This is a genomic window from Paenibacillus sp. FSL R5-0345 (assembly GCF_000758585.1).
Taxonomy (GTDB): Bacteria; Bacillota; Bacilli; order Paenibacillales; family Paenibacillaceae; genus Paenibacillus_AQ.
Genome location: NZ_CP009281.1, coordinates 695,322 through 713,705 on the forward strand (window position 1 = coordinate 695,322; position 18,384 = coordinate 713,705).

At 47.6% G+C, this 18,384-nt stretch carries 17 protein-coding genes; 14 read left to right on the plus strand and 3 right to left on the minus strand.

Annotated elements, in window-relative coordinates; all coding sequences use genetic code 11:
• Positions 1–105 precede the first annotated feature (105 nt).
• From R50345_RS03145 to ilvA, 11 genes are all read left to right on the plus strand, one after another.
• A complete protein-coding gene (locus R50345_RS03145) occupies positions 106–996 on the plus strand; it encodes a phosphoribosylaminoimidazolesuccinocarboxamide synthase (RefSeq protein WP_042124030.1) in 891 nt (296 codons plus the stop codon).
• A 133-nt stretch (positions 997–1,129) separates the two neighbouring features.
• The gene (purS, locus tag R50345_RS03150) at positions 1,130–1,375 is read left to right on the plus strand and encodes a phosphoribosylformylglycinamidine synthase subunit PurS (RefSeq protein ID WP_036680912.1); all 246 of its coding nucleotides are present in this window, start codon (positions 1,130–1,132) and stop codon (positions 1,373–1,375) included.
• A gap of 5 nt (positions 1,376–1,380) precedes the next feature.
• The gene (gene purQ, locus R50345_RS03155; RefSeq protein ID WP_042124034.1) at positions 1,381–2,070 is read left to right on the plus strand and encodes a phosphoribosylformylglycinamidine synthase subunit PurQ; all 690 of its coding nucleotides are present in this window, start codon (positions 1,381–1,383) and stop codon (positions 2,068–2,070) included.
• Entirely contained in the window at positions 2,048–4,294 is a 2,247-nt protein-coding gene (gene purL, locus R50345_RS03160; protein ID WP_042124036.1) for a phosphoribosylformylglycinamidine synthase subunit PurL, read from the plus strand. Before purQ ends, purL begins: the two co-directional genes overlap by 23 nt.
• Complete coding sequence (gene purF / locus R50345_RS03165) at positions 4,279–5,775, plus strand: amidophosphoribosyltransferase (protein WP_042124038.1); 1,497 nt, start codon at positions 4,279–4,281, stop codon at positions 5,773–5,775. Before purL ends, purF begins: the two co-directional genes overlap by 16 nt.
• Before the next feature lie 384 nt (positions 5,776–6,159).
• Positions 6,160–7,200: a phosphoribosylformylglycinamidine cyclo-ligase gene (gene purM, locus R50345_RS03170; protein WP_042124040.1), complete on the plus strand. Its 1,041-nt coding sequence runs from the start codon at positions 6,160–6,162 to the stop codon at positions 7,198–7,200.
• Positions 7,200–7,817 (plus strand): phosphoribosylglycinamide formyltransferase, encoded by a 618-nt coding sequence (gene purN / locus R50345_RS03175; RefSeq protein WP_042124042.1) that lies wholly within the window; start codon positions 7,200–7,202, stop codon positions 7,815–7,817. The genes purM and purN overlap by 1 nt, the downstream gene beginning before the upstream one ends.
• Before the next feature lie 161 nt (positions 7,818–7,978).
• On the plus strand, positions 7,979–9,526 hold the full coding sequence (gene purH / locus R50345_RS03180; RefSeq protein WP_042124044.1) for a bifunctional phosphoribosylaminoimidazolecarboxamide formyltransferase/IMP cyclohydrolase: 1,548 nt from the start codon (positions 7,979–7,981) through the stop codon (positions 9,524–9,526).
• 23 nt (positions 9,527–9,549) lie between these two features.
• Positions 9,550–10,815, plus strand: coding sequence for a phosphoribosylamine--glycine ligase (gene purD, locus R50345_RS03185; RefSeq protein ID WP_042124046.1), 1,266 nt, complete (start codon positions 9,550–9,552; stop codon positions 10,813–10,815).
• A 286-nt stretch (positions 10,816–11,101) separates the two neighbouring features.
• The gene (locus R50345_RS03190; RefSeq protein WP_042124048.1) at positions 11,102–12,397 is read left to right on the plus strand and encodes an SEC-C metal-binding domain-containing protein; all 1,296 of its coding nucleotides are present in this window, start codon (positions 11,102–11,104) and stop codon (positions 12,395–12,397) included.
• A gap of 194 nt (positions 12,398–12,591) precedes the next feature.
• Positions 12,592–13,854 (plus strand): threonine ammonia-lyase IlvA, encoded by a 1,263-nt coding sequence (gene ilvA, locus R50345_RS03195; RefSeq protein ID WP_042124049.1) that lies wholly within the window; start codon positions 12,592–12,594, stop codon positions 13,852–13,854.
• 102 nt (positions 13,855–13,956) lie between these two features.
• On the opposite strand, the gene R50345_RS30070 is transcribed toward ilvA, so the two are convergent.
• Together R50345_RS30070 and R50345_RS03205 are read right to left on the minus strand one after the other, a co-directional pair.
• A complete protein-coding gene (locus tag R50345_RS30070) occupies positions 13,957–14,898 on the minus strand; it encodes a hypothetical protein (protein WP_052414445.1) in 942 nt (313 codons plus the stop codon).
• Positions 14,899–14,945: 47 nt separating this feature from the next.
• Positions 14,946–15,608, minus strand: a complete 663-nt coding sequence (locus R50345_RS03205) for a DUF1129 family protein (RefSeq protein WP_042124051.1) — start codon at positions 15,606–15,608, stop codon at positions 14,946–14,948.
• Positions 15,609–15,790: 182 nt separating this feature from the next.
• On the opposite strand from R50345_RS03205, the gene R50345_RS03210 reads away from it, so the two are divergent.
• The gene (locus R50345_RS03210; protein ID WP_042124052.1) at positions 15,791–15,994 is read left to right on the plus strand and encodes a hypothetical protein; all 204 of its coding nucleotides are present in this window, start codon (positions 15,791–15,793) and stop codon (positions 15,992–15,994) included.
• 167 nt (positions 15,995–16,161) lie between these two features.
• Here the strand turns inward: R50345_RS03210 and R50345_RS31565 are convergent, their stop codons facing one another.
• A complete protein-coding gene (locus R50345_RS31565) occupies positions 16,162–16,395 on the minus strand; it encodes a hypothetical protein (protein WP_197069739.1) in 234 nt (77 codons plus the stop codon).
• Positions 16,396–16,653: 258 nt separating this feature from the next.
• Between R50345_RS31565 and R50345_RS03220 the strand changes: the two genes are divergently transcribed.
• Both R50345_RS03220 and R50345_RS03225 read left to right on the plus strand, forming a co-directional pair.
• Positions 16,654–17,484, plus strand: a complete 831-nt coding sequence (locus tag R50345_RS03220; RefSeq protein ID WP_042124053.1) for an alpha/beta hydrolase family protein — start codon at positions 16,654–16,656, stop codon at positions 17,482–17,484.
• 85 nt (positions 17,485–17,569) lie between these two features.
• Positions 17,570–18,346, plus strand: coding sequence for a DODA-type extradiol aromatic ring-opening family dioxygenase (locus tag R50345_RS03225; protein WP_042124054.1), 777 nt, complete (start codon positions 17,570–17,572; stop codon positions 18,344–18,346).
• The last annotated feature ends 38 nt before the right edge of the window (positions 18,347–18,384 follow it).

The window sequence follows — 18,384 nt, forward strand, 5'->3', positions numbered from 1 at the left end:
GGAAATCCAACCATAACAGCGATCGGAAGTCCAAACATTCCTCGGAATTACGCCTTTGAGACCAGTTGCAGAAATCAAGATCATTAGTTCAAGGGAGGAAAGGTCATGACATCGTCGGCCGTATCCACAGCCGTGGAACTCATCAATGCGCCGCTGCTCTATAAAGGGAAGGTTCGTGAGCTGTACGATTTAGGGGAGAATGTACTGATCGTCGTCACGGATCGGATATCTGCTTTTGACTATGTGCTGGACCCAGCGGTACCTGAAAAGGGCAATGTGCTTAACCGTCTGAGTGCGTTCTGGTTCGGAAAGACCAAAGAGCTAATGGAGAATCATGTCGTTCATATCGATGTGGATTTGCTCGGAGACATCGTTAAGGACAAAGAGGCACTCAGAAACCGTGTTATGGTGGTACGCAAAGCGGAACGCATCGATATCGAATGTGTGGTGCGTGGGTGCATTACCGGTGGGGGCTGGAGACAGTATCAAGAAACAGGCAAAGTCAATGGTATTGAGCTTCCTAAAGATTTGCGCAAAAATGCGCTGCTGGCACAGCCGATTTTTACCCCTGCGGCTAAAAATGATGTAGGTCATGATGAGGATATTCCTTTTGAAAAGATGCAGGAGTTAATCGGTGCTGATCTGGCACTCGAGCTGCAGGAGAAGAGCTTGCAGTTGTTCTCTTTTGCCAGAGAGTACTGTGCTGAGCGGGGAATTATTCTTGCAGATTGCAAATTCGAATTCGGCTTGCTGGACGGCAAGGTGATTCTGATTGATGAGATTTTTACGCCGGATGCTTCACGCTTCTGGGCCAAGGACAAATATGCTCTTGATATCGAAATTGATAGTATGGATAAAGAGCCTGTTCGTACGTATCTATCTGCATCCTCCTGGGATAAAAATAGTAAACCTGATCCACTTCCACAAGAAGTAGTTGAAGAAACTACACGCCGTTATCTGGACATTTATCATCGTCTTACTGGCAAGTCTTTATAGCTCAACATAGTGTGTTTACTCATGAGAATAAATTAAGTATATGTTTTTGTTTTTGAAGCTAGAGTTACTTTTAGTAGAGTTTCAGCTTTCAGAAAGTATATACACATAAAAATTTAGGAGGAACTACAAGCATATGTTAAAAGCGACGGTATATGTCACCATCAAGAAGAGCGTTCTCGATCCACAAGGGGTAGCAGTGCAAGGAGCACTTCATTCGGTAGGTTTTCAAGAGGTTGAAAGTTTGCGTATTGGGAAATATATGGAGCTGACTTTGGACACGGATAACCGTGCTGAAGCAGAAGTGCGTCTCAAGGAAATGTGCGAAAAGCTACTTGCCAACACGGTGATCGAGGATTACCGCTACGAATTGGAGGACTAAACGACATGAAATTTGCTGTACTTGTCTTCCCAGGCTCCAACTGTGATATTGATTGCTACAAGGCGGTAGAGGACAGTCTCGGCGAACCCGTCGACTATGTGTGGCATACAGCGACAGATTTGTCGGCGTATGATTGCATTTTGGTTCCAGGCGGATTCTCATATGGTGATTACCTGCGCTGCGGCGCGATTTCAAGATTTGCTCCTGTTATGGCTGAAGTTGCTAAAGCAGCAGAGCAAGGGAAATTCGTGCTAGGCATTTGCAATGGGTTCCAAATTCTTACTGAAGCTGGTTTGTTGCCGGGCGCGCTGCGTCGTAACATGTCCATGAAGTTCCGTTGTCATGATACAGTACTTAAGGTTGTTAATAACGAAACCCCATTTACTATTGACTATGCTAAGGATGAAGAAATCATCATCCCAATCGCTCACGGCGAAGGAAACTACTACTGTGATGAAGAGACTTTAGCAGAGCTGAAAGCTAACAATCAGATCGTGTTCACATATAGCGATAATCCAAACGGATCTGTAGCTGATATTGCGGGTGTTAGTAACGTACAGGGCAATGTAGTCGGCATGATGCCTCACCCTGAGCGTGCAGCTAACAGCTTGCTCGGATCAGAAGATGGCAAACGGATGTTCACATCTATACTGAAGACTTGGAGGGATCGTCATGACGCAGCAAGTATCCGTTAAGGAACCGACCGCAGAACAGATCGCAGAGCAGAAAATTTACAGCCAATTCGGTGTGTCGGACAGCGAATATGAGCTCATCAAGTCTTTTATGGGACGCTTGCCGAATTATACCGAAATCGGCGTATTCAGCGTAATGTGGTCCGAACACTGTGCATACAAGAACTCTAAGCCATTGTTGAAACGTTTCCCGGTTACTGGACCACGTGTCCTGATGGGACCCGGCGAAGGCGCAGGGATTGTAGATATCGGAGACAACCAAGCGGTTGTATTCAAAATTGAAAGTCATAACCACCCTTCTGCGGTAGAACCTTTTCAAGGCGCGGCAACAGGCGTAGGTGGCATCATTCGTGATATTTTTTCCATGGGCTCAAGACCTATCGCATTGCTGAATTCCTTGCGTTTCGGCAAACTGGAAAGCGATCGCGTGAAATATTTGTTCGAGCATGTCGTGTCTGGTATTGCTGGTTATGGTAACTGTATCGGGATTCCAACCGTGGGCGGCGAAATCATGTTCGATGATAGCTATGACGGTAACCCGCTTGTTAATGCAATGTGTGTCGGTCTGATCGATCATGATAAAATCCAACGCGGTGTCGCTAAAGGTGTAGGGAACCCGGTCTTCTACGTAGGACCTCCAACAGGACGTGATGGGATTCATGGGGCTACTTTTGCATCCGTTGAACTAAGTGAAGAGTCAGAAGCTAAACGTACAGCTGTACAAGTAGGCGATCCATTTATGGAGAAGCTCGTTATGGAATCTTGTTTAGAGTTAATCGACAGCGGTATCGTTATTGGGATTCAAGATATGGGTGCGGCTGGACTTACCTGCTCTAGTGCCGAGATGGCAAGTAAAGCGGGCAACGGTCTGGAGCTGTATCTGGATCAGGTGCCACAACGTGAAGACGGCATGACTCCTTATGAAATGATGCTTTCGGAATCGCAAGAACGGATGTTGTTCGTAGTAGAACCGAAGGATGAAGCTCAGGCGCAAGAGATTTTTGATCGCTGGGGTGTAATCTGCTGTAAGGTCGGTAAAGTTACGGATGACGGTCGCTTGAAGCTGTATCATCACGGTGAAGTTGTTGGAGACATGCCAGTAACAGCGCTCGTGGATGAGTGCCCAGTCTATAACAAACCATCTGAGGTTCCTGCTTATTATGTAGAAAATGAATCGGTGGACACGCTTCGTTACGAGGAAGTTACGGACTTAGGCGGTGCACTGCGTACTGTTCTTGGATCACCAACCGTAGCAAGCAAAGCATGGGTATACAACCAATATGATTATATGGTGCGTACTAGCACGGCTGTTCGACCTGGATCTGATGCGGCTGTAGTTACCATTCATGGTACACGTAAAGGGTTAGCGATGACTACGGACTGTAACGGTCGCTACGTTTATCTTGATCCTGAAGTGGGCGGACGTATTGCAGTCAGCGAAGCGGCACGTAACATCGTTTGTTCCGGTGCTGAACCATTGGCTATTACGGATAACCTAAACTTCGGAAACCCTGAGAAACCTGATGTGTTCTGGCAAATGGAACGTGCGGTTGATGGTATGGCTGAAGCTTGTCGTGTGCTGGATACTCCGGTTATCGGTGGTAATGTCAGTCTTTATAACGAAAATACTACGGGATCCATCTATCCAACGCCGGTTGTCGGCATGGTTGGTTTAGTAGCGGATACAGATCATATTACGACTCAAGGATTCAAACAAGAAGGAGACTCTATCCTTCTGCTAGGTGTAACAAAAGCTGAGCTTGGTGGTAGTGAATTTCAATATGCCGTTCATGGTGTAACCGAAGGCCGTCCTCCAGCTTTGGATTTGGCTACTGAGAAAAAACTGCTGAGCGCAGTGCTTCAATCGATTCGCGGCGGTCTGGTGCGTTCGGCACATGACTTGTCCGAAGGCGGCCTTGCTGTAGCACTTGCAGAGAGCTGTATCAGCGGTGGCATTGGTGCGAACGTTGAGCTTTCTGCTAATGGACTTAGATCCGATGTAGCATTGTTCAGTGAGAGCCAATCGCGTATCGTGCTGACAGCAGCGCCTGAACGTGCAGAAGAGCTAAAAGCAGCGATTGCTGCCAGCGGCGTACCCGTGGAAATCATCGGAACTGTAGGTGGAGACAGACTGCGCGTAAATCTGGACGGTGCATCCGTATTAGATGAAGCTGTAGCAGAATTGAAATTCGTGTGGGAGGATGCTATTCCATGTCTTATGAAATAAAGACCGGGAAAGAGCAGGAGACTCCTATCCTGTGGACTGGTGACTTTTACAATGAAGGAACGGGCTCGGGAGATATTTTTGACACATTAAAAGAAGAATGCGGCGTTTTCGGGGTCTTCGGACACCCGGAAGCGGCGTCCATGTCTTATTACGGCTTGCACGCCTTACAGCACCGAGGGGAAGAAAGTGCGGGCATCTGCGTAGCAGATGGTCGTGATTTCAACTATCACCGCGGGATGGGGTTAGTAAAAGAAGTATTCGACAAGGACAAAATTGCCTCACTGGTTGGAGACATGTCTATCGGGCATGTACGTTATTCCACCAGTGGGGACAGCCGCTTAACCAATGCACAGCCGCTCGTATTCAAATATCGTGACGGTGATTTGGCGATTGCTACAAACGGTAACATTGTTAATGAACCGTTGATTCGTAAGCAGCTAGAGCAAAGCGGATCGATCTTTCAAACCACAAGTGATACCGAAGTGCTGGCGCATCTGATTGCACGTTCGCCTAAGGATTTTGTTGAAGCGGCTAAGGATGCGCTGAAACAACTGGTTGGCGGGTTCGCTTTTCTGCTCATGACGAATGACAAATTAATTGTTGCTTCGGATTCTCACGGTTTGCGTCCGCTTGTAATGGGGCGGATCGGCGATGCATATATTTTTGCTTCCGAATCTTGCGCACTAGAAGTCATCGGAGCGCAGCTGATTCGCGATATCGAACCCGGCGAACTGCTCGTGCTCGATAAAAACGGCCTCTTAGAGGACCGTTTTACCGAGCCTAAACGTAAAGCGCTGTGCGCGATGGAGTATATTTACTTCTCTCGTCCAGACAGTGATATGAACGGCGCTAACCTGCACACCGCCCGGAAGCGGATGGGTAGCCGCATGGCATTAGAAGCTTTCGTAGATGCTGACCTCGTAACCGGTGTACCGGATTCGAGTATCTCGGCAGCGATCGGATATGCGGAGCAGACGGGCATTCCTTATGAGCTTGGGCTCATCAAGAATAAATACACAGGCCGGACCTTCATCCAGCCGAGCCAAGAATTGCGTGAGCAAGGTGTGAAAATGAAGCTAAGCGCGGTTCGCAGCGTGGTGGATGGTAAACGTGTCGTCATGATCGATGATTCCATCGTGCGGGGCACAACTTCGCGGCGGATCGTCAATCTGCTTCGTGAAGCGGGAGCTGTTGAAGTGCATGTGCGGATAACATCGCCGCCCTTCAAGAATCCTTGCTTCTATGGCATTGATACCCCAGACCGCCGCGATCTCATCGCGTCCTACAAGACCATTGCGGAAATGTGCGAAGAGATCAATGCCGATTCCCTGGCATTCCTGTCACCGGAAGGCCTAATCGCTTCCATTGGTGGTCACAACAAAGATGATTATAAAGGCGGGCTATGCCTTTCCTGCTTCGATAACGATTACCCGACGCAGGTTGATTTTGGCGGGGAAGAGAAAGATGGCTGCAGCTGCTAGCGTAGGGTTTTAGCCCTCCGTCTGCATGCTACCGCCGAGACTGGCTTGCCAAGCTCGGCGCTTCGCTTATTTCGCTTAAGGAGGTGCATGGCGCAGCTCATGCACCGAGGTCTTGAGGTCCGTGTGCAAGGCGCGCACTGCGGCTTGCAGTAGGGTGAAAGCGGTGGTTGGAGGGAGTTATGGAGAGGAAGTTTGGAACTGTAGAAGCGTTAGCGTTCGCCTTTATGCTCGAATTTCTACCGCTCAGCGGTAACAAATTCAAAGGAATTCGAGCATAACAGCGATCGGAAGTCCAAACATTCCTCGCAATAACTCCAATAACCACCACTGGTCCCGAATGCGCCCAAACGCGCTCTAAACTAATTTAAAGATGAGGTGTCCCAAGTGTCGGAAGCTTATAAAAACGCCGGAGTGGATATTGCGGCTGGTAATGAAGCGGTAGAACGCATGAAGAAACACGTAAAACGTACTTACCGTCCAGAAGTAATGACGGATCTCGGTGGGTTCGGAGCGCTGTTTGGCCTCAATAAAGATAAATATGAAGAGCCAGTCCTTGTGTCTGGTACTGATGGTGTAGGCACGAAGCTCAAAATCGCGTTCGCGGCAGATCGCCATGACACGATTGGGATCGACGCTGTGGCTATGTGCGTGAACGACATTGTAGTGCAAGGCGCAGAGCCGCTCTTTTTCCTCGACTATCTGGCTTGCGACAAAGTCGTGCCGGAGAAAATCGAAGCGATCGTAGCAGGGATCGCAGAGGGCTGTCACCAAGCAGGTTGCGCATTGATTGGCGGCGAAACAGCTGAAATGCCGGGCATGTATTCAGCGGGAGAGTATGATATCGCTGGATTCACGGTTGGTGTAGCTGACAAAGCGAAGCTGGTAACAGGCGCAACCATCGCTGCTGGAGACACAGTGATCGGTCTGGCATCTAGCGGCGTGCACAGCAACGGCTTCTCGCTGGTGCGTAAGCTTTTGCTTGAGGAAGATGGCTATGGTCTGAATGATGTGCTTCCGGAGCTTGGAGCTCCGCTTGTGGATGTACTTCTTGCACCAACTAAGATCTATGTAAAGCCTTTGCTGGCACTGTTAGAGCAGCTTCCGGTAAAAGGTATGGCACATATTACGGGTGGCGGATTCATTGAGAATATCCCGCGCGTATTGCCTGACGGTGTAGATGTGGAGATTAATTACGGATCGTGGCCGATTCTGCCGATCTTCGGATTGATGCAGAACAAAGGAAACGTAAGCAACCGTGATATGTTTACTACTTTTAATATGGGAATTGGACTTGTTCTGGTAGTTAGTGCTGCTGATGGAGAACGTGCTCTTGAACTGCTAAAAGCTAGCGGGGAAGAGGCATATATCATTGGTAAAGTGACAGAAGGGGAACACAAAGTAACCTTTACTGGAGCTGAAGTGTGATGCAATTGAGTCGAATCGCTGTTTTTGCTTCTGGGCAAGGCAGTAATTTTGCAGCACTAATCGATGCACAGAGAGCGGGCTTGCTTGGTGAGGGCAATATTGAGTTGCTTGTATCCGACAAGCCAGAGGCACCTGTAGCTAAGCGTGCGGAGGATGCGGGCATTCCCGCCCTCTTGCTGCGGCCAAAAGATTTCGCCAGCCGTGAAGACTACGAAGCAGAGATCGTAGCAGAGCTTCAGCGGCGGGAAATCGGGCTGGTTGTGCTGGCAGGGTATATGCGTCTCATTACACCTGTGCTGTTAACGCCGTATGCTGGACGAATTATTAACATTCATCCATCGCTGCTGCCTGCTTTTGCGGGAAAAGATGCTATCGGACAAGCGCTGGAATATGGCGTAAAGCTGACGGGTGTTACTGTGCATTTTGTCGATGGAGGTATGGATACCGGGCCTGTTATTGCTCAGCGTAGCATAGCCCTGCAGGATAACGACACGGCGGATTCATTGGCAGAACGTATTCATAAGGTTGAGTATGAGCTGTACCCCGAAGTGGTTGGCGCTTTTGCCAGCGGGAAAGTGGAACTGCGTGGAAGAAAGACGATTATCCGCGAAAAGTAAGCTGCACCGCAGCCATTCGAAGTTTTGGATCGACATTTGGTGACAGACCGAGATGTTTCAGGGTATTTCTCGGGAAATATTGCATAAGCGGCGTTATGTGTCGCGTTGTGGGTTTTCTTCATATTAAATCGCATGTACAACCTGAAGGAGGACTATTCAAAGTGAGTATCAAAAGAGCGCTAGTCAGCGTATCAGATAAACAAGGTATCGTGGATTTTTGCCGCGAGTTGTCTGCATTAGGCGTAGAAATTATCTCTACAGGTGGAACAAGCACGCTTTTGGCTAAAGAAGGTGTTCCAGTCATCGGGATTTCCGATGTGACAGGATTCCCGGAAATCATGGACGGACGTGTCAAAACGTTGCATCCTGCTGTACACAGCGGATTGCTTGCGGTTCGTGATAACGAGGAGCACACGCGTCAAATGAAGGAGCTTGGACTGGACTACATCGATCTGGTTGTTGTGAATCTGTATCCGTTCGCGGAAACGATCGCAAAACCTGACGTATCCTACGAGGAAGCCATCGAGAATATCGATATCGGCGGACCTACAATGCTGCGTTCTGCAGCGAAGAACCATGCTTTTGTAAGTGTAGTGGTGGATGCTAATGACTACGCTACAGTACTTGAAGAGGTTCGCGCAGGTGGAGATACAACGCTAGAAACACGCAAACGTCTTGCGGCAAAAGTGTTCCGTCATACGGCGGCTTACGATGCCTTAATTTCCGATTATTTGGCTAACGTTACTGGCGAGCCTCTTCCAGAGCGCTACACCGTGACTTATGAGAAAATTCAGGATCTGCGTTATGGTGAGAACCCGCATCAAAAAGCGGCGTTCTATCGCAAGCCATTGGCGGCACTGGATACACTCACTGCGGCTGAGCAATTGCACGGCAAAGAGTTGTCTTACAATAATATCAACGATGCTAACGCAGCACTGCAAATCGTGAAGGAATTTGAAGAGCCTGCTGTCGTAGCGGTTAAACATATGAACCCTTGTGGTGTAGGTGTGGGTGAAAGTGTATACGAAGCTTATCAAAAAGCTTACAACGCCGATCCAACTTCTATCTTTGGCGGAATTGTAGCAGCGAACCGCATAATTGATGCAGACACAGCGAACCTTCTGAAAGATATTTTCCTCGAAATCGTTTTGGCACCAGGCTTTACGGAAGAAGCACTGGAAATCCTTACAAAGAAAAAGAATCTCCGTTTACTCAAAATCGGTAATCTTAGTACAGCTAGTGCGCGTAAGAGCAACTTTGTAGTGACTTCGATCGATGGAGGAATGGTTGTACAGGAGAGCGATGTGCACTCTGTAAACCCAGATGATCTACAAGTTGTTACGGACCGTAAACCAACAGAAGAAGAATTGAAACAGCTGTTGTTCGGATGGAAAGTAGTTAAGCACGTGAAGTCTAATGCGATTGTACTCGCAGCTGATGATATGACTGTTGGCGTAGGTGCAGGACAAATGAACCGTGTGGGTGCAGCAAAAATTGCAATCGAACAAGCCGGTGAAAAATCCAAGGGAGCTGTACTTGCTTCCGACGCTTTCTTCCCAATGGGCGATACGCTAGAAATGGCAGCAAAAGCAGGTATCACTGCTGTGATTCAGCCAGGCGGCTCCATTAAAGACGAAGAATCAATTAAGGTCGCTAATGAGTATGGTATTGCTATGGTCTTCACAGGCGTCCGTCATTTCAAACACTAGAGCACTGGGAGGATCATATTCGGATGGATATTTTAGTGGTTGGCGGCGGCGGTCGGGAACATGCGATGATTTGGAGTCTATCCCAAAGCCCCAAGGCAGGTAAAATCTATTGCGCACCCGGCAACGCCGGGATTGCGCAGTTAGCCGAATGTGTGCCGATCGGAGTATTCGAGTTCGATCGCCTCACGGCTTTTGCAAAAGAGAAGGAAGTAGGTCTTGTTGTAATCGGACCGGATGATCCGCTCGCTGCTGGGATTGTGGATGCTTTTGAAGCACAGGATATTCCTGTGTTTGGTCCACGTAAGAATGCGGCGGAGATCGAAGGCAGCAAAACCTTTATGAAGGATCTTCTGCATAAATATAATATTCCGACAGCAGCCTATGAGAAGTTTGACGACTATGAAGCTGCACTAACTTACTTACGGGAGCAGCCGCTGCCGATCGTCATCAAGGCAGATGGTCTGGCCGCAGGAAAAGGTGTGACGGTCGCTTATTCTCGGGAAGAAGCAGAGCAAGCGCTCGCTGATATTATGGTCACTAAGGTATTCGGTGAGGCAGGCGCGCAGGTTGTTATTGAGGAGTTTCTAGCTGGACAGGAAATGTCGATTCTGGCTTTTGTCGATGGAGAGACGGTACGTCCTATGGCTGCTGCTCAGGATCATAAGCCCGTATTTGATGGGGATAAAGGTCCTAATACCGGCGGAATGGGTACCTATTCGCCTTTACCACATATTGATGAGGCTATTATCCAAGAAGCAATCGAGACCATCATTAAACCAACAGCAAAAGCCATGGTGGATGAAGGTCGTCCCTTCAGCGGTGTACTGTTTGCGGGACTAATGATTTCTCCAGAGGGAAAACCTAAGACGATTGAGTTTAATGCTCGTTTCGGTGATCCTGAGACACAGGTCGTGTTGCCTAGACTCAAGAGCGACTTGCTAGAAATCTTTTTAGCGGTTACCGAGGGTAGACTTGCAGATATCGACATAACATGGAGCGACGAAGCGGCTGTATGCGTAGTTCTCGCTTCAGGAGGATATCCAGGCCCTTATCCAAAGGGTGTACCGATTGAAGGCCTTGAAGACAGCCAAGGAGGGTTGATCTTCCATGCCGGTACGGCGCGTGGTGAAGACGGAAGCTGGGTGACAAATGGGGGTCGGGTACTAGGCGTGGTAGGCCTAGGTGCTACGATTGCTGAAGCTCGTGCTGCAGCTTACGCCAGGGCTGAAGGAATTACTTACTCCGGAAAACAAAGCCGCAGCGACATCGCTATGAAAGCTTTGCTATAAGGATAAAGAACTGTATCTAGCATTTTTTGCGCTAAAAGTCCTAAAAAAGGACTGACAAGTGATAGAAGAAGTGCTATAATACTACACGTACGGGGGAAAATGTGCGGATATATACAGATAAGGGTCTTTCCGATCATGGGAAGGCCCTTTTAAATCGGAGTCCTTCAGACTTTGTGAAGTAACCTTTTAAAGGATGCCTCGTGCCTGGAAATGATGATACTTATAGTGCATACTAGCGATACGCTTATGGCGAATGGCTACTCACAGATTTAAGGAGGAATTCGTTTTGAGTAAGATTGGAAGAAATGATATGTGTCCTTGCGGAAGCGGGAAAAAATATAAGAAATGCTGCCTTGGGAAAGAAACCTCTGCAGTAGAGTCCATCATGCAACTTGTAAACAAGGAAGAAGCGGCAGCTAGCGAGATTGTGGCTGAGAAGCAGGAACCCGTAGCACAACCTGAAGTAAAAATCACTCTTGCTACGCTCAGAAAAAAAGTGTCACGTGATCTGAAGTGGGAGCACCCAGCTCATGAACAATTGGCGCTGCACCTTATTGAGAGCATGAGAGAAAGCTATGATAGAGAGCTTATTTGGGAAGCTCTAGTTCTGTGGAATGGTTATTCCCGTAAGACTAAGCCTGCTGTGAAGAAAATGGGCTCTTTCTGCGCAGCAATTGAATTTATTTTGTCTGAGGAATATGGTTTCTCACTAACGCAAGCAGATCTTGCCACTAAACATGAGGTTACTACACCTACTATTTCTAGAAAAGTTAAAGAGATGCTTAATTACATTGAGGAATATGGCATGGGTGGAGCGGAGGAAGAACTACTTCTGCTGAATGTCTCAGGCAGTCCGAAGGATCAGGAGCAGGCTCTATTACAAAAGGCTATGCAAACCAATACATCCAACCGCCGGATTCAGTTAGCTGAAGCCGCGCTAGAGGTTTATCCGGACAGTCCGGATGCTTATCTCATTTTGGCTGAGGAAGCAGAGAACGAAACCGATGCCCGAGCTTTCCTGAAAGCAGGGATGGAAGCAGGTGCACGTGAGCTTGGGGAAACCTTTTTCGCTGAGAACAAAGGACATTTCTGGGACCTCCACGAGACGCGTCCATACATTCGAATCTGTAAAAGCTACGCTGACTCCTGCTGGTTTAGCGGAAATGCGGAAGAAGCCGCTAAGACGCTCGAACATATTTTAGCGCTTAACCCGGAAGATAACACAGGTGCACGTTACCTTCTGACTGCAGCATACCTCTACAGCAATAAGCTGGCAGAGACGGAATTAGTGCTGGAGAAATTCGGAAAAGATGCTGCAGCGACAGTAGCTTACGACCGTATGGTCTTAGAATATAAGAAGAACGGGATCACTTCCCAACTGAAAATGTTGTACCGCGTAGCGCGGAATGTGAACAAGCATGTGCCGGATTATTTATTAGGGATCAAGAGATTGCCGCATAACCTACCGGATTTTGTAGGAATGGGCGATGCAAACGAAGCGATCGAATATGTGATTGTACACTCACGCTTGTGGACAAGCCTACCTGATCTGCTGAAGTGGATGCTGAAGCAACAGGATTAGTAGTATTCAGATCTTGAACGTATATGAGCTTAAAGAGATTATGGGAGATTCCTATAGTCTCTTTTTTAGTATAAAAAAAGTGTGAGTTTTACTTCAATATTGTATTGCGTGCAGCGGACAATGCTTGAAAAAATGTCCTTGGGAGAGTATGTTACAAGAAGAGAATGATTAGATGATAGTGAGGCGAGAGGGTTATGAGAGAAGAGGAAGACCGAATCGTAGGAATGGAAGATATCGTACGGGCTCATCACGTACTGCGGGAGGTCATCATCCGGACTCCACTACAGCGTGACGCCGTACTATCGGCCAAGTATGATTGCGATGTATATTTGAAGCGCGAGGATTTACAGATTGTCCGTTCTTTTAAAATCCGTGGAGCTTATAATATGATTCGTAGTTTATCAGCAGAAGATAGAGCTAAAGGCATTGTCTGCGCGAGTGCAGGAAATCATGCACAAGGTGTAGCCTACTCCTGTAAGGCACTTGGAATTAAGGGCAAGGTCTATATGCCGAGCACCACACCTAACCAGAAGGTGAAGCAAGTTCGGCGGTTCGGCGGTGAGTTTGTTGAGGTCATTCTGAAGGGTGATACTTTCGATGACGCTTATGATGAAGCACTGCAAGCTTGTATAGATCATGGAATGACGTTGATCCATCCGTTTGATGAGCCGAGAATTATTGCAGGCAATGGAACAATAGCGATGGAAGTAATGGAGAATCTGGACCATCCTGCGGATTTTATGTTCGTAACGATAGGTGGGGGCGGCCTGGCAGCAGGAATAGCCACTTATGTGAAGACGGTCAGTCCATCCACTAAGTTGATTGGTGTGGAACCGCTCGGAGCCGCTTCAATGACTGAAGCAATCAAGCTTGGAGAAGTGGTAACGCTTAAAGAAATTAACAAGTTCGTGGACGGAGCGGCTGTTAAGCGCGTCGGCGGACTGACTTATGATATTTGTTCCCGGCATCTGGATGACATTGTGATGGTGCCTGAAGGTAAAGCTTGTACCACCATTCTGGAACTGTATAACGAGAATGCTATAGTGGTTGAGCCAGCGGGCTCCTTACCTATCGCAGCACTTGATCAATACCGTGATCAAATCCGCGGTAAGACGGTTGTCTGCATCATCAGCGGTGGTAACAATGATATTGACCGTATGCAGGAGATCAAAGAGCGGTCTCTGATCTACGAAGGCTTAAAGCACTACTTCATGGTGAACTTCCCGCAACGGGCAGGTGCCCTGCGTGAGTTCTTGGGCGAGATCCTTGGACCTCACGATGATATTACCCGATTCGAGTATATTAAGAAGCATGATAAAGAGAACGGCCCTGCGCTTGTAGGCATTGAACTATTATCTACAGATGCCTATGAACCTCTCATCGAACGGATGCAGCAGAAGGGCGTCGATTACGTAGAAATCAATAAGGATTCCAATCTCTTTAACATCCTTATTTAATTTCCTTCATCACTTTAAATATTTCGTTAATGAACATAGAAAGGCCCGTCCCAGAATAAATTGGGGCGGGCCTTTTGTATAATGTCTTATATTTCTAGCATATTAGAGTGGCATGGTAGTCTTACGGAACTGCTCGACTTCATCGTTTAATTTAAAACTATTATCCTTCATCAATTTCATGAAGCCATCTAGTTTCTGTAGGAATGAGCTACTATCGTTATTCTTGGCCAGAATGCTAGAGTAGGCTTTCTGTGCCTCCAAGTCCATTTCCAGATTGTCATAGTGGAAGAGGGGCGTGTTGTTCTGACCGTAGAACGTATTGTTAACGTAAATAGAGTATAAGGATTTTACAGCTGAAATTCGATTCGATTTCGGATAATTTTGAATGAATTGCTCTTGAGACAATGCACGTGCAGCTACATCGGTCCAACCAATGACCAGCCCGTTGTCCTTGGAGGAAGGAAGATCAGACTCCGTGGCCATAATGGAGATATATGCACTGATATCATTAGTGACATAAAGCTTATATTTGCGGTAAGCTGCATAATCTATCACAGGGAAAAAAGTACCCTCCGCCGTCTCCAGTTTATATCCGCTTTCGCTGGCACTTTTCAGTAGAGTGCGCAGTGCGGGATCTTCTGTAGCCTCAGCAAGGGTTTTCATACTAGCGCCAGCCTTATAGATGGCGGTGAGCTTCCGCTGGACATTGCTGGTATTGAATTTGCTCTCCCACGCAGGAAGAGCCGCCTTGTGTAAATTCTCAAGCTTCAGTGTCATTATCGTGGCACGATACGAACCTACCGCATACATATTGGCGTTCAAATATTTAATAGCTTCGGGTAACTTGTTAGAGGAAGACAACAGCGGTAATGCAGCTTTATAGATAGCTTCCGCATGATCATTGTTAGCAGTCAGAGGACTTGCCTTAGCGCCTCCCACAGGAGGGCTGACAGCGCCTTCAGCTTGAATCGTTCCTATAGGTATAGCACCTAGTCCCAATGTTACTGCTAGAACAGAATAGAGAATACCTTGCTTCTTATTCATAGAAGTTCCCCCTGTCTATCGGATGGAATACGGGTGGAGCACGATTTTTACTTTTTGAAAAATATAAACTTTAGTCCAATTGCGCCAATCAGGGAAACAATTAAGCTTACCCATGGAGATAATGTAATGATCGGAAACAAACGGTCAAGGTAGAGACCAATGAATACGGCAACCACGGCGATTCCGATATAGACGCCAAGGCCCTTGATATCGAAAGGTTTGGCTGTAGGCGCATCACTCTCAGACAAAGAGGTCATCCATTTCATAATAAGCTCGATCAAGATGATGGACCCTGCACCCACAGCGAAGAGCGTGAAGAGGCTAATCTGTCCGAACATCCCGGGTGATCCGTTGGTCCATTGCAGGATGAGTCCGCCTATAGCGAAGATTCCGAACAGACAGGTTAGAGCCGCGCAGGGAATCATCGAGTAATAGTTCCATTTGCTGCGTGCCGGGCGTGAGGGAATGCTGTCTATGATCTCTTTAAAATAATCATCCGGATTCTCACCAAACACCTGCTTAGCATTTTTCCCTTTCTTTTGTTCTTTCAGAAGTAGTTTTGCTGCATCCAGTAAAAGTTCTTCAGTGCGTAGAGCTTCTATCCGGCTAGCCCGCAACGTCAGGATCATATCTTCAAAATAGGATCGATTGAAAGGCGTCATCTGCTCGCGCAGGGCGTTATTTTCCTTAATCATATCTTTCACTTTCATAATTAGGATGTAAACCTCCAGTAGTGTAATCGGTATAGTCTTTAACCTAGAGTATACGTTTGCCTGACAGGTCAGCGCAAGGACAAGCATTTCTATTTTCCTATGCATAATCCTTTTATAAGAGTGAACACTGATAATGTTGTTGCTTGATCAATATAGCTTTGGGAAAGGTTGGGAGCTTTATGGAACATGAGAACAAGAAGGACCAGGAAAGAGTCATGGGCAACGGTTTCGAGCCTACGCCCAATCATTCAATGGGGGATTGGGGCGGCTCTGATGGATTCAGCATGTGGAATTCCACGGAAGAACCAGCAACCGAGGGCTTGCTTAAGGATTGGGAAGGCAGTCAAGAAACCCATGAGATGTTTAACGACAGCTATGATTGATTGACGACCCTAGAAGCTCATCACGCTAAAAAACAACACAACAGCGATCCTCCGTTTACTGGAGGATCGCTGTTGTGCGTTTTTGTGAGGGGACTTGGTTCAAATCTCGGAATGCTGGAATTACAAAAATGTGTAGCGTTGGGGCGTTGGAACACCGGAACCCGGAATTATACCAGCCGCGTACCCCAACCCCAACCCCAACCCCAACCCCAACCCCAACCCCAACCCCAACCCCAACCCCAACCCCAACCCCAACCCCAACCCCAACCCCAACCCCAACCCCAACCCCAACCCCAACCCCAACCCCAACCCCAACCCCAACCCCAACCCCAACCCCAACCCCAACCCCAACCCCAACCCTCAAACCTCAAACCTCCATGGTGTGGCTTATCCGCATACAAGATATCTAAATCAACGAAGATTAGTGTTTAGATCAAGAGGGGAAAAACTAAGCGTGTGTCCCGGAGTCATCATCATGACTTACGGAATACTCTGTTTGTCGTGCTGACCAATGTTCAATAAACGCCTCATTTGATTAGGAATTGTCCCGTTCCTGTTGACAATATGAGCGAAATCTTTATAATAAGGATATAATTCACACTAAGTTAATCGGAATTCTAACAAATTAAAATTAATTTCAAATATAGGAGGTTACGGCAATGGAACGGAATATTGTAATTCGGCATAACGGCGAAGAATTGACAGCGAGCATCCATTATCCGAGTAAAGAGAAGGGAACTTCCACACGTTGCAAGGACAGATTACCATTAGCCGTAATTTGCCATGGATTTGTAGGTAATCGGATTGGGGTGGATCGGATCTTTGTCAAAGCGGCTCGTGAGCTGGCGCAAGACGGATATATGGTCATTCGATTTGATTATGCGGGCTGCGGCGAGAGCAGCGGTAATTACGGCGGCGAGGATATGGAGTCGATGATCGCTCAGACTAGAGCGGTGCTCGATTACGGAATCAGCTCTGCCGATGTGGATCCACAGCGTGTGACGCTCATTGGCCACAGTCTGGGTGGGGCGGTTGCGCTTCTGACAAGTATTCGGGATCGCCGTGTGAAGAATCTCGTGCTGTGGGCCTCCGTAGGCTACCCCTTCAATGATATTGTGAAGATCGTAGGGCGAGAGGCGTATGATCGATCGGTGAAGAATGGATCAGCCGATTATGTGGGCTACTCGTTCACACCGGTATATTTTAATTCTTTGGCGGCTTTTCAGCCTTTCCAAGAGGCAAGTAAATTCAGCGGTGATGTACTCGTAATCCATGGTACTTCTGACGATGTCATCCCCGTGGATTATGCTTTCCTTTATCAGAAATTATTCTGGACGCGCCCTGAGGGGCGTTGCGATAAAGAGATCATTTTTCAAGGGGATCATACCTTTTCTTCCGGGCCAGCACAGCAACAACTGCTTAAGCGGACAAGAGAGTGGATGAACGAGCAGGAGCATGTGCAGACAGAGTGGCAAAATTGGATGATATAGGTGATGGACTTTACTCGCAATAACTTGAAATAAGCGGTAAAATAAAGATGCACACCATATACTGGGTTATGGAGGTTGGCATCCTATGAAATTACCGTCATTTTTTATCGCGCACGGTTCTCCGCTCCTCGCACTGGAGGATAACGAGTATACCCGTTTTCTGGAGCGGCTTGGTCAAGAACTAGAAGCACCACGGGGTATAGTAGTATTCTCAGCGCACTGGGATAGCCCGGAACAGCTACTCACCATTGATGAGAAGCACGAGACTCAACATGACTTCTACGGATTCCCTGAAGAAATGTACACACTGACCTATCCAGCCCCGGGTGATCCAGCTCTGACCAAGCGGATTTCCGAGCTCTTTAAGGGTAACAATCTTTCACATCAGCCCGTTCTGGGGCGAGGACTCGATCACGGAGTCTGGGTAATACTGAAAAAAATGTTTCCGAAAGCCGATATTCCGGTAGTCGCTTTATCCGTCGATTCACTACGTTCTCCGAAGGAACAGTACAATATCGGGCGGATGTTAGCCCCTCTGCGTGACGAAGGCATACTGCTGATAGGCAGCGGTGGACTTGTTCACAATTTGCGGATGCTAAATGAAAGTGATCAGCCTGAAGAGTGGGCGCTTGAATTCGATGCGTGGATTGCCAAGGGTTTAGAATCTTGGGATTTGCCTTCACTGTTTGCTTATGAGAAAAAAGCTCCACATGTTCGAGATGCGGTTCCATCTTACGGAAGAGAGCATTTTGCACCTCTCTTTTATGCGATGGGAACAGCGGATGGCAGCAGGAAGGCAGAGCGGATATTTCAAGCATATCAATATGGGACATTAAGCCTTAATTGCTGGAAGCTAGACTAAACAGATAAGATACATGCAGGGTGCAGCCGGAAATCGGC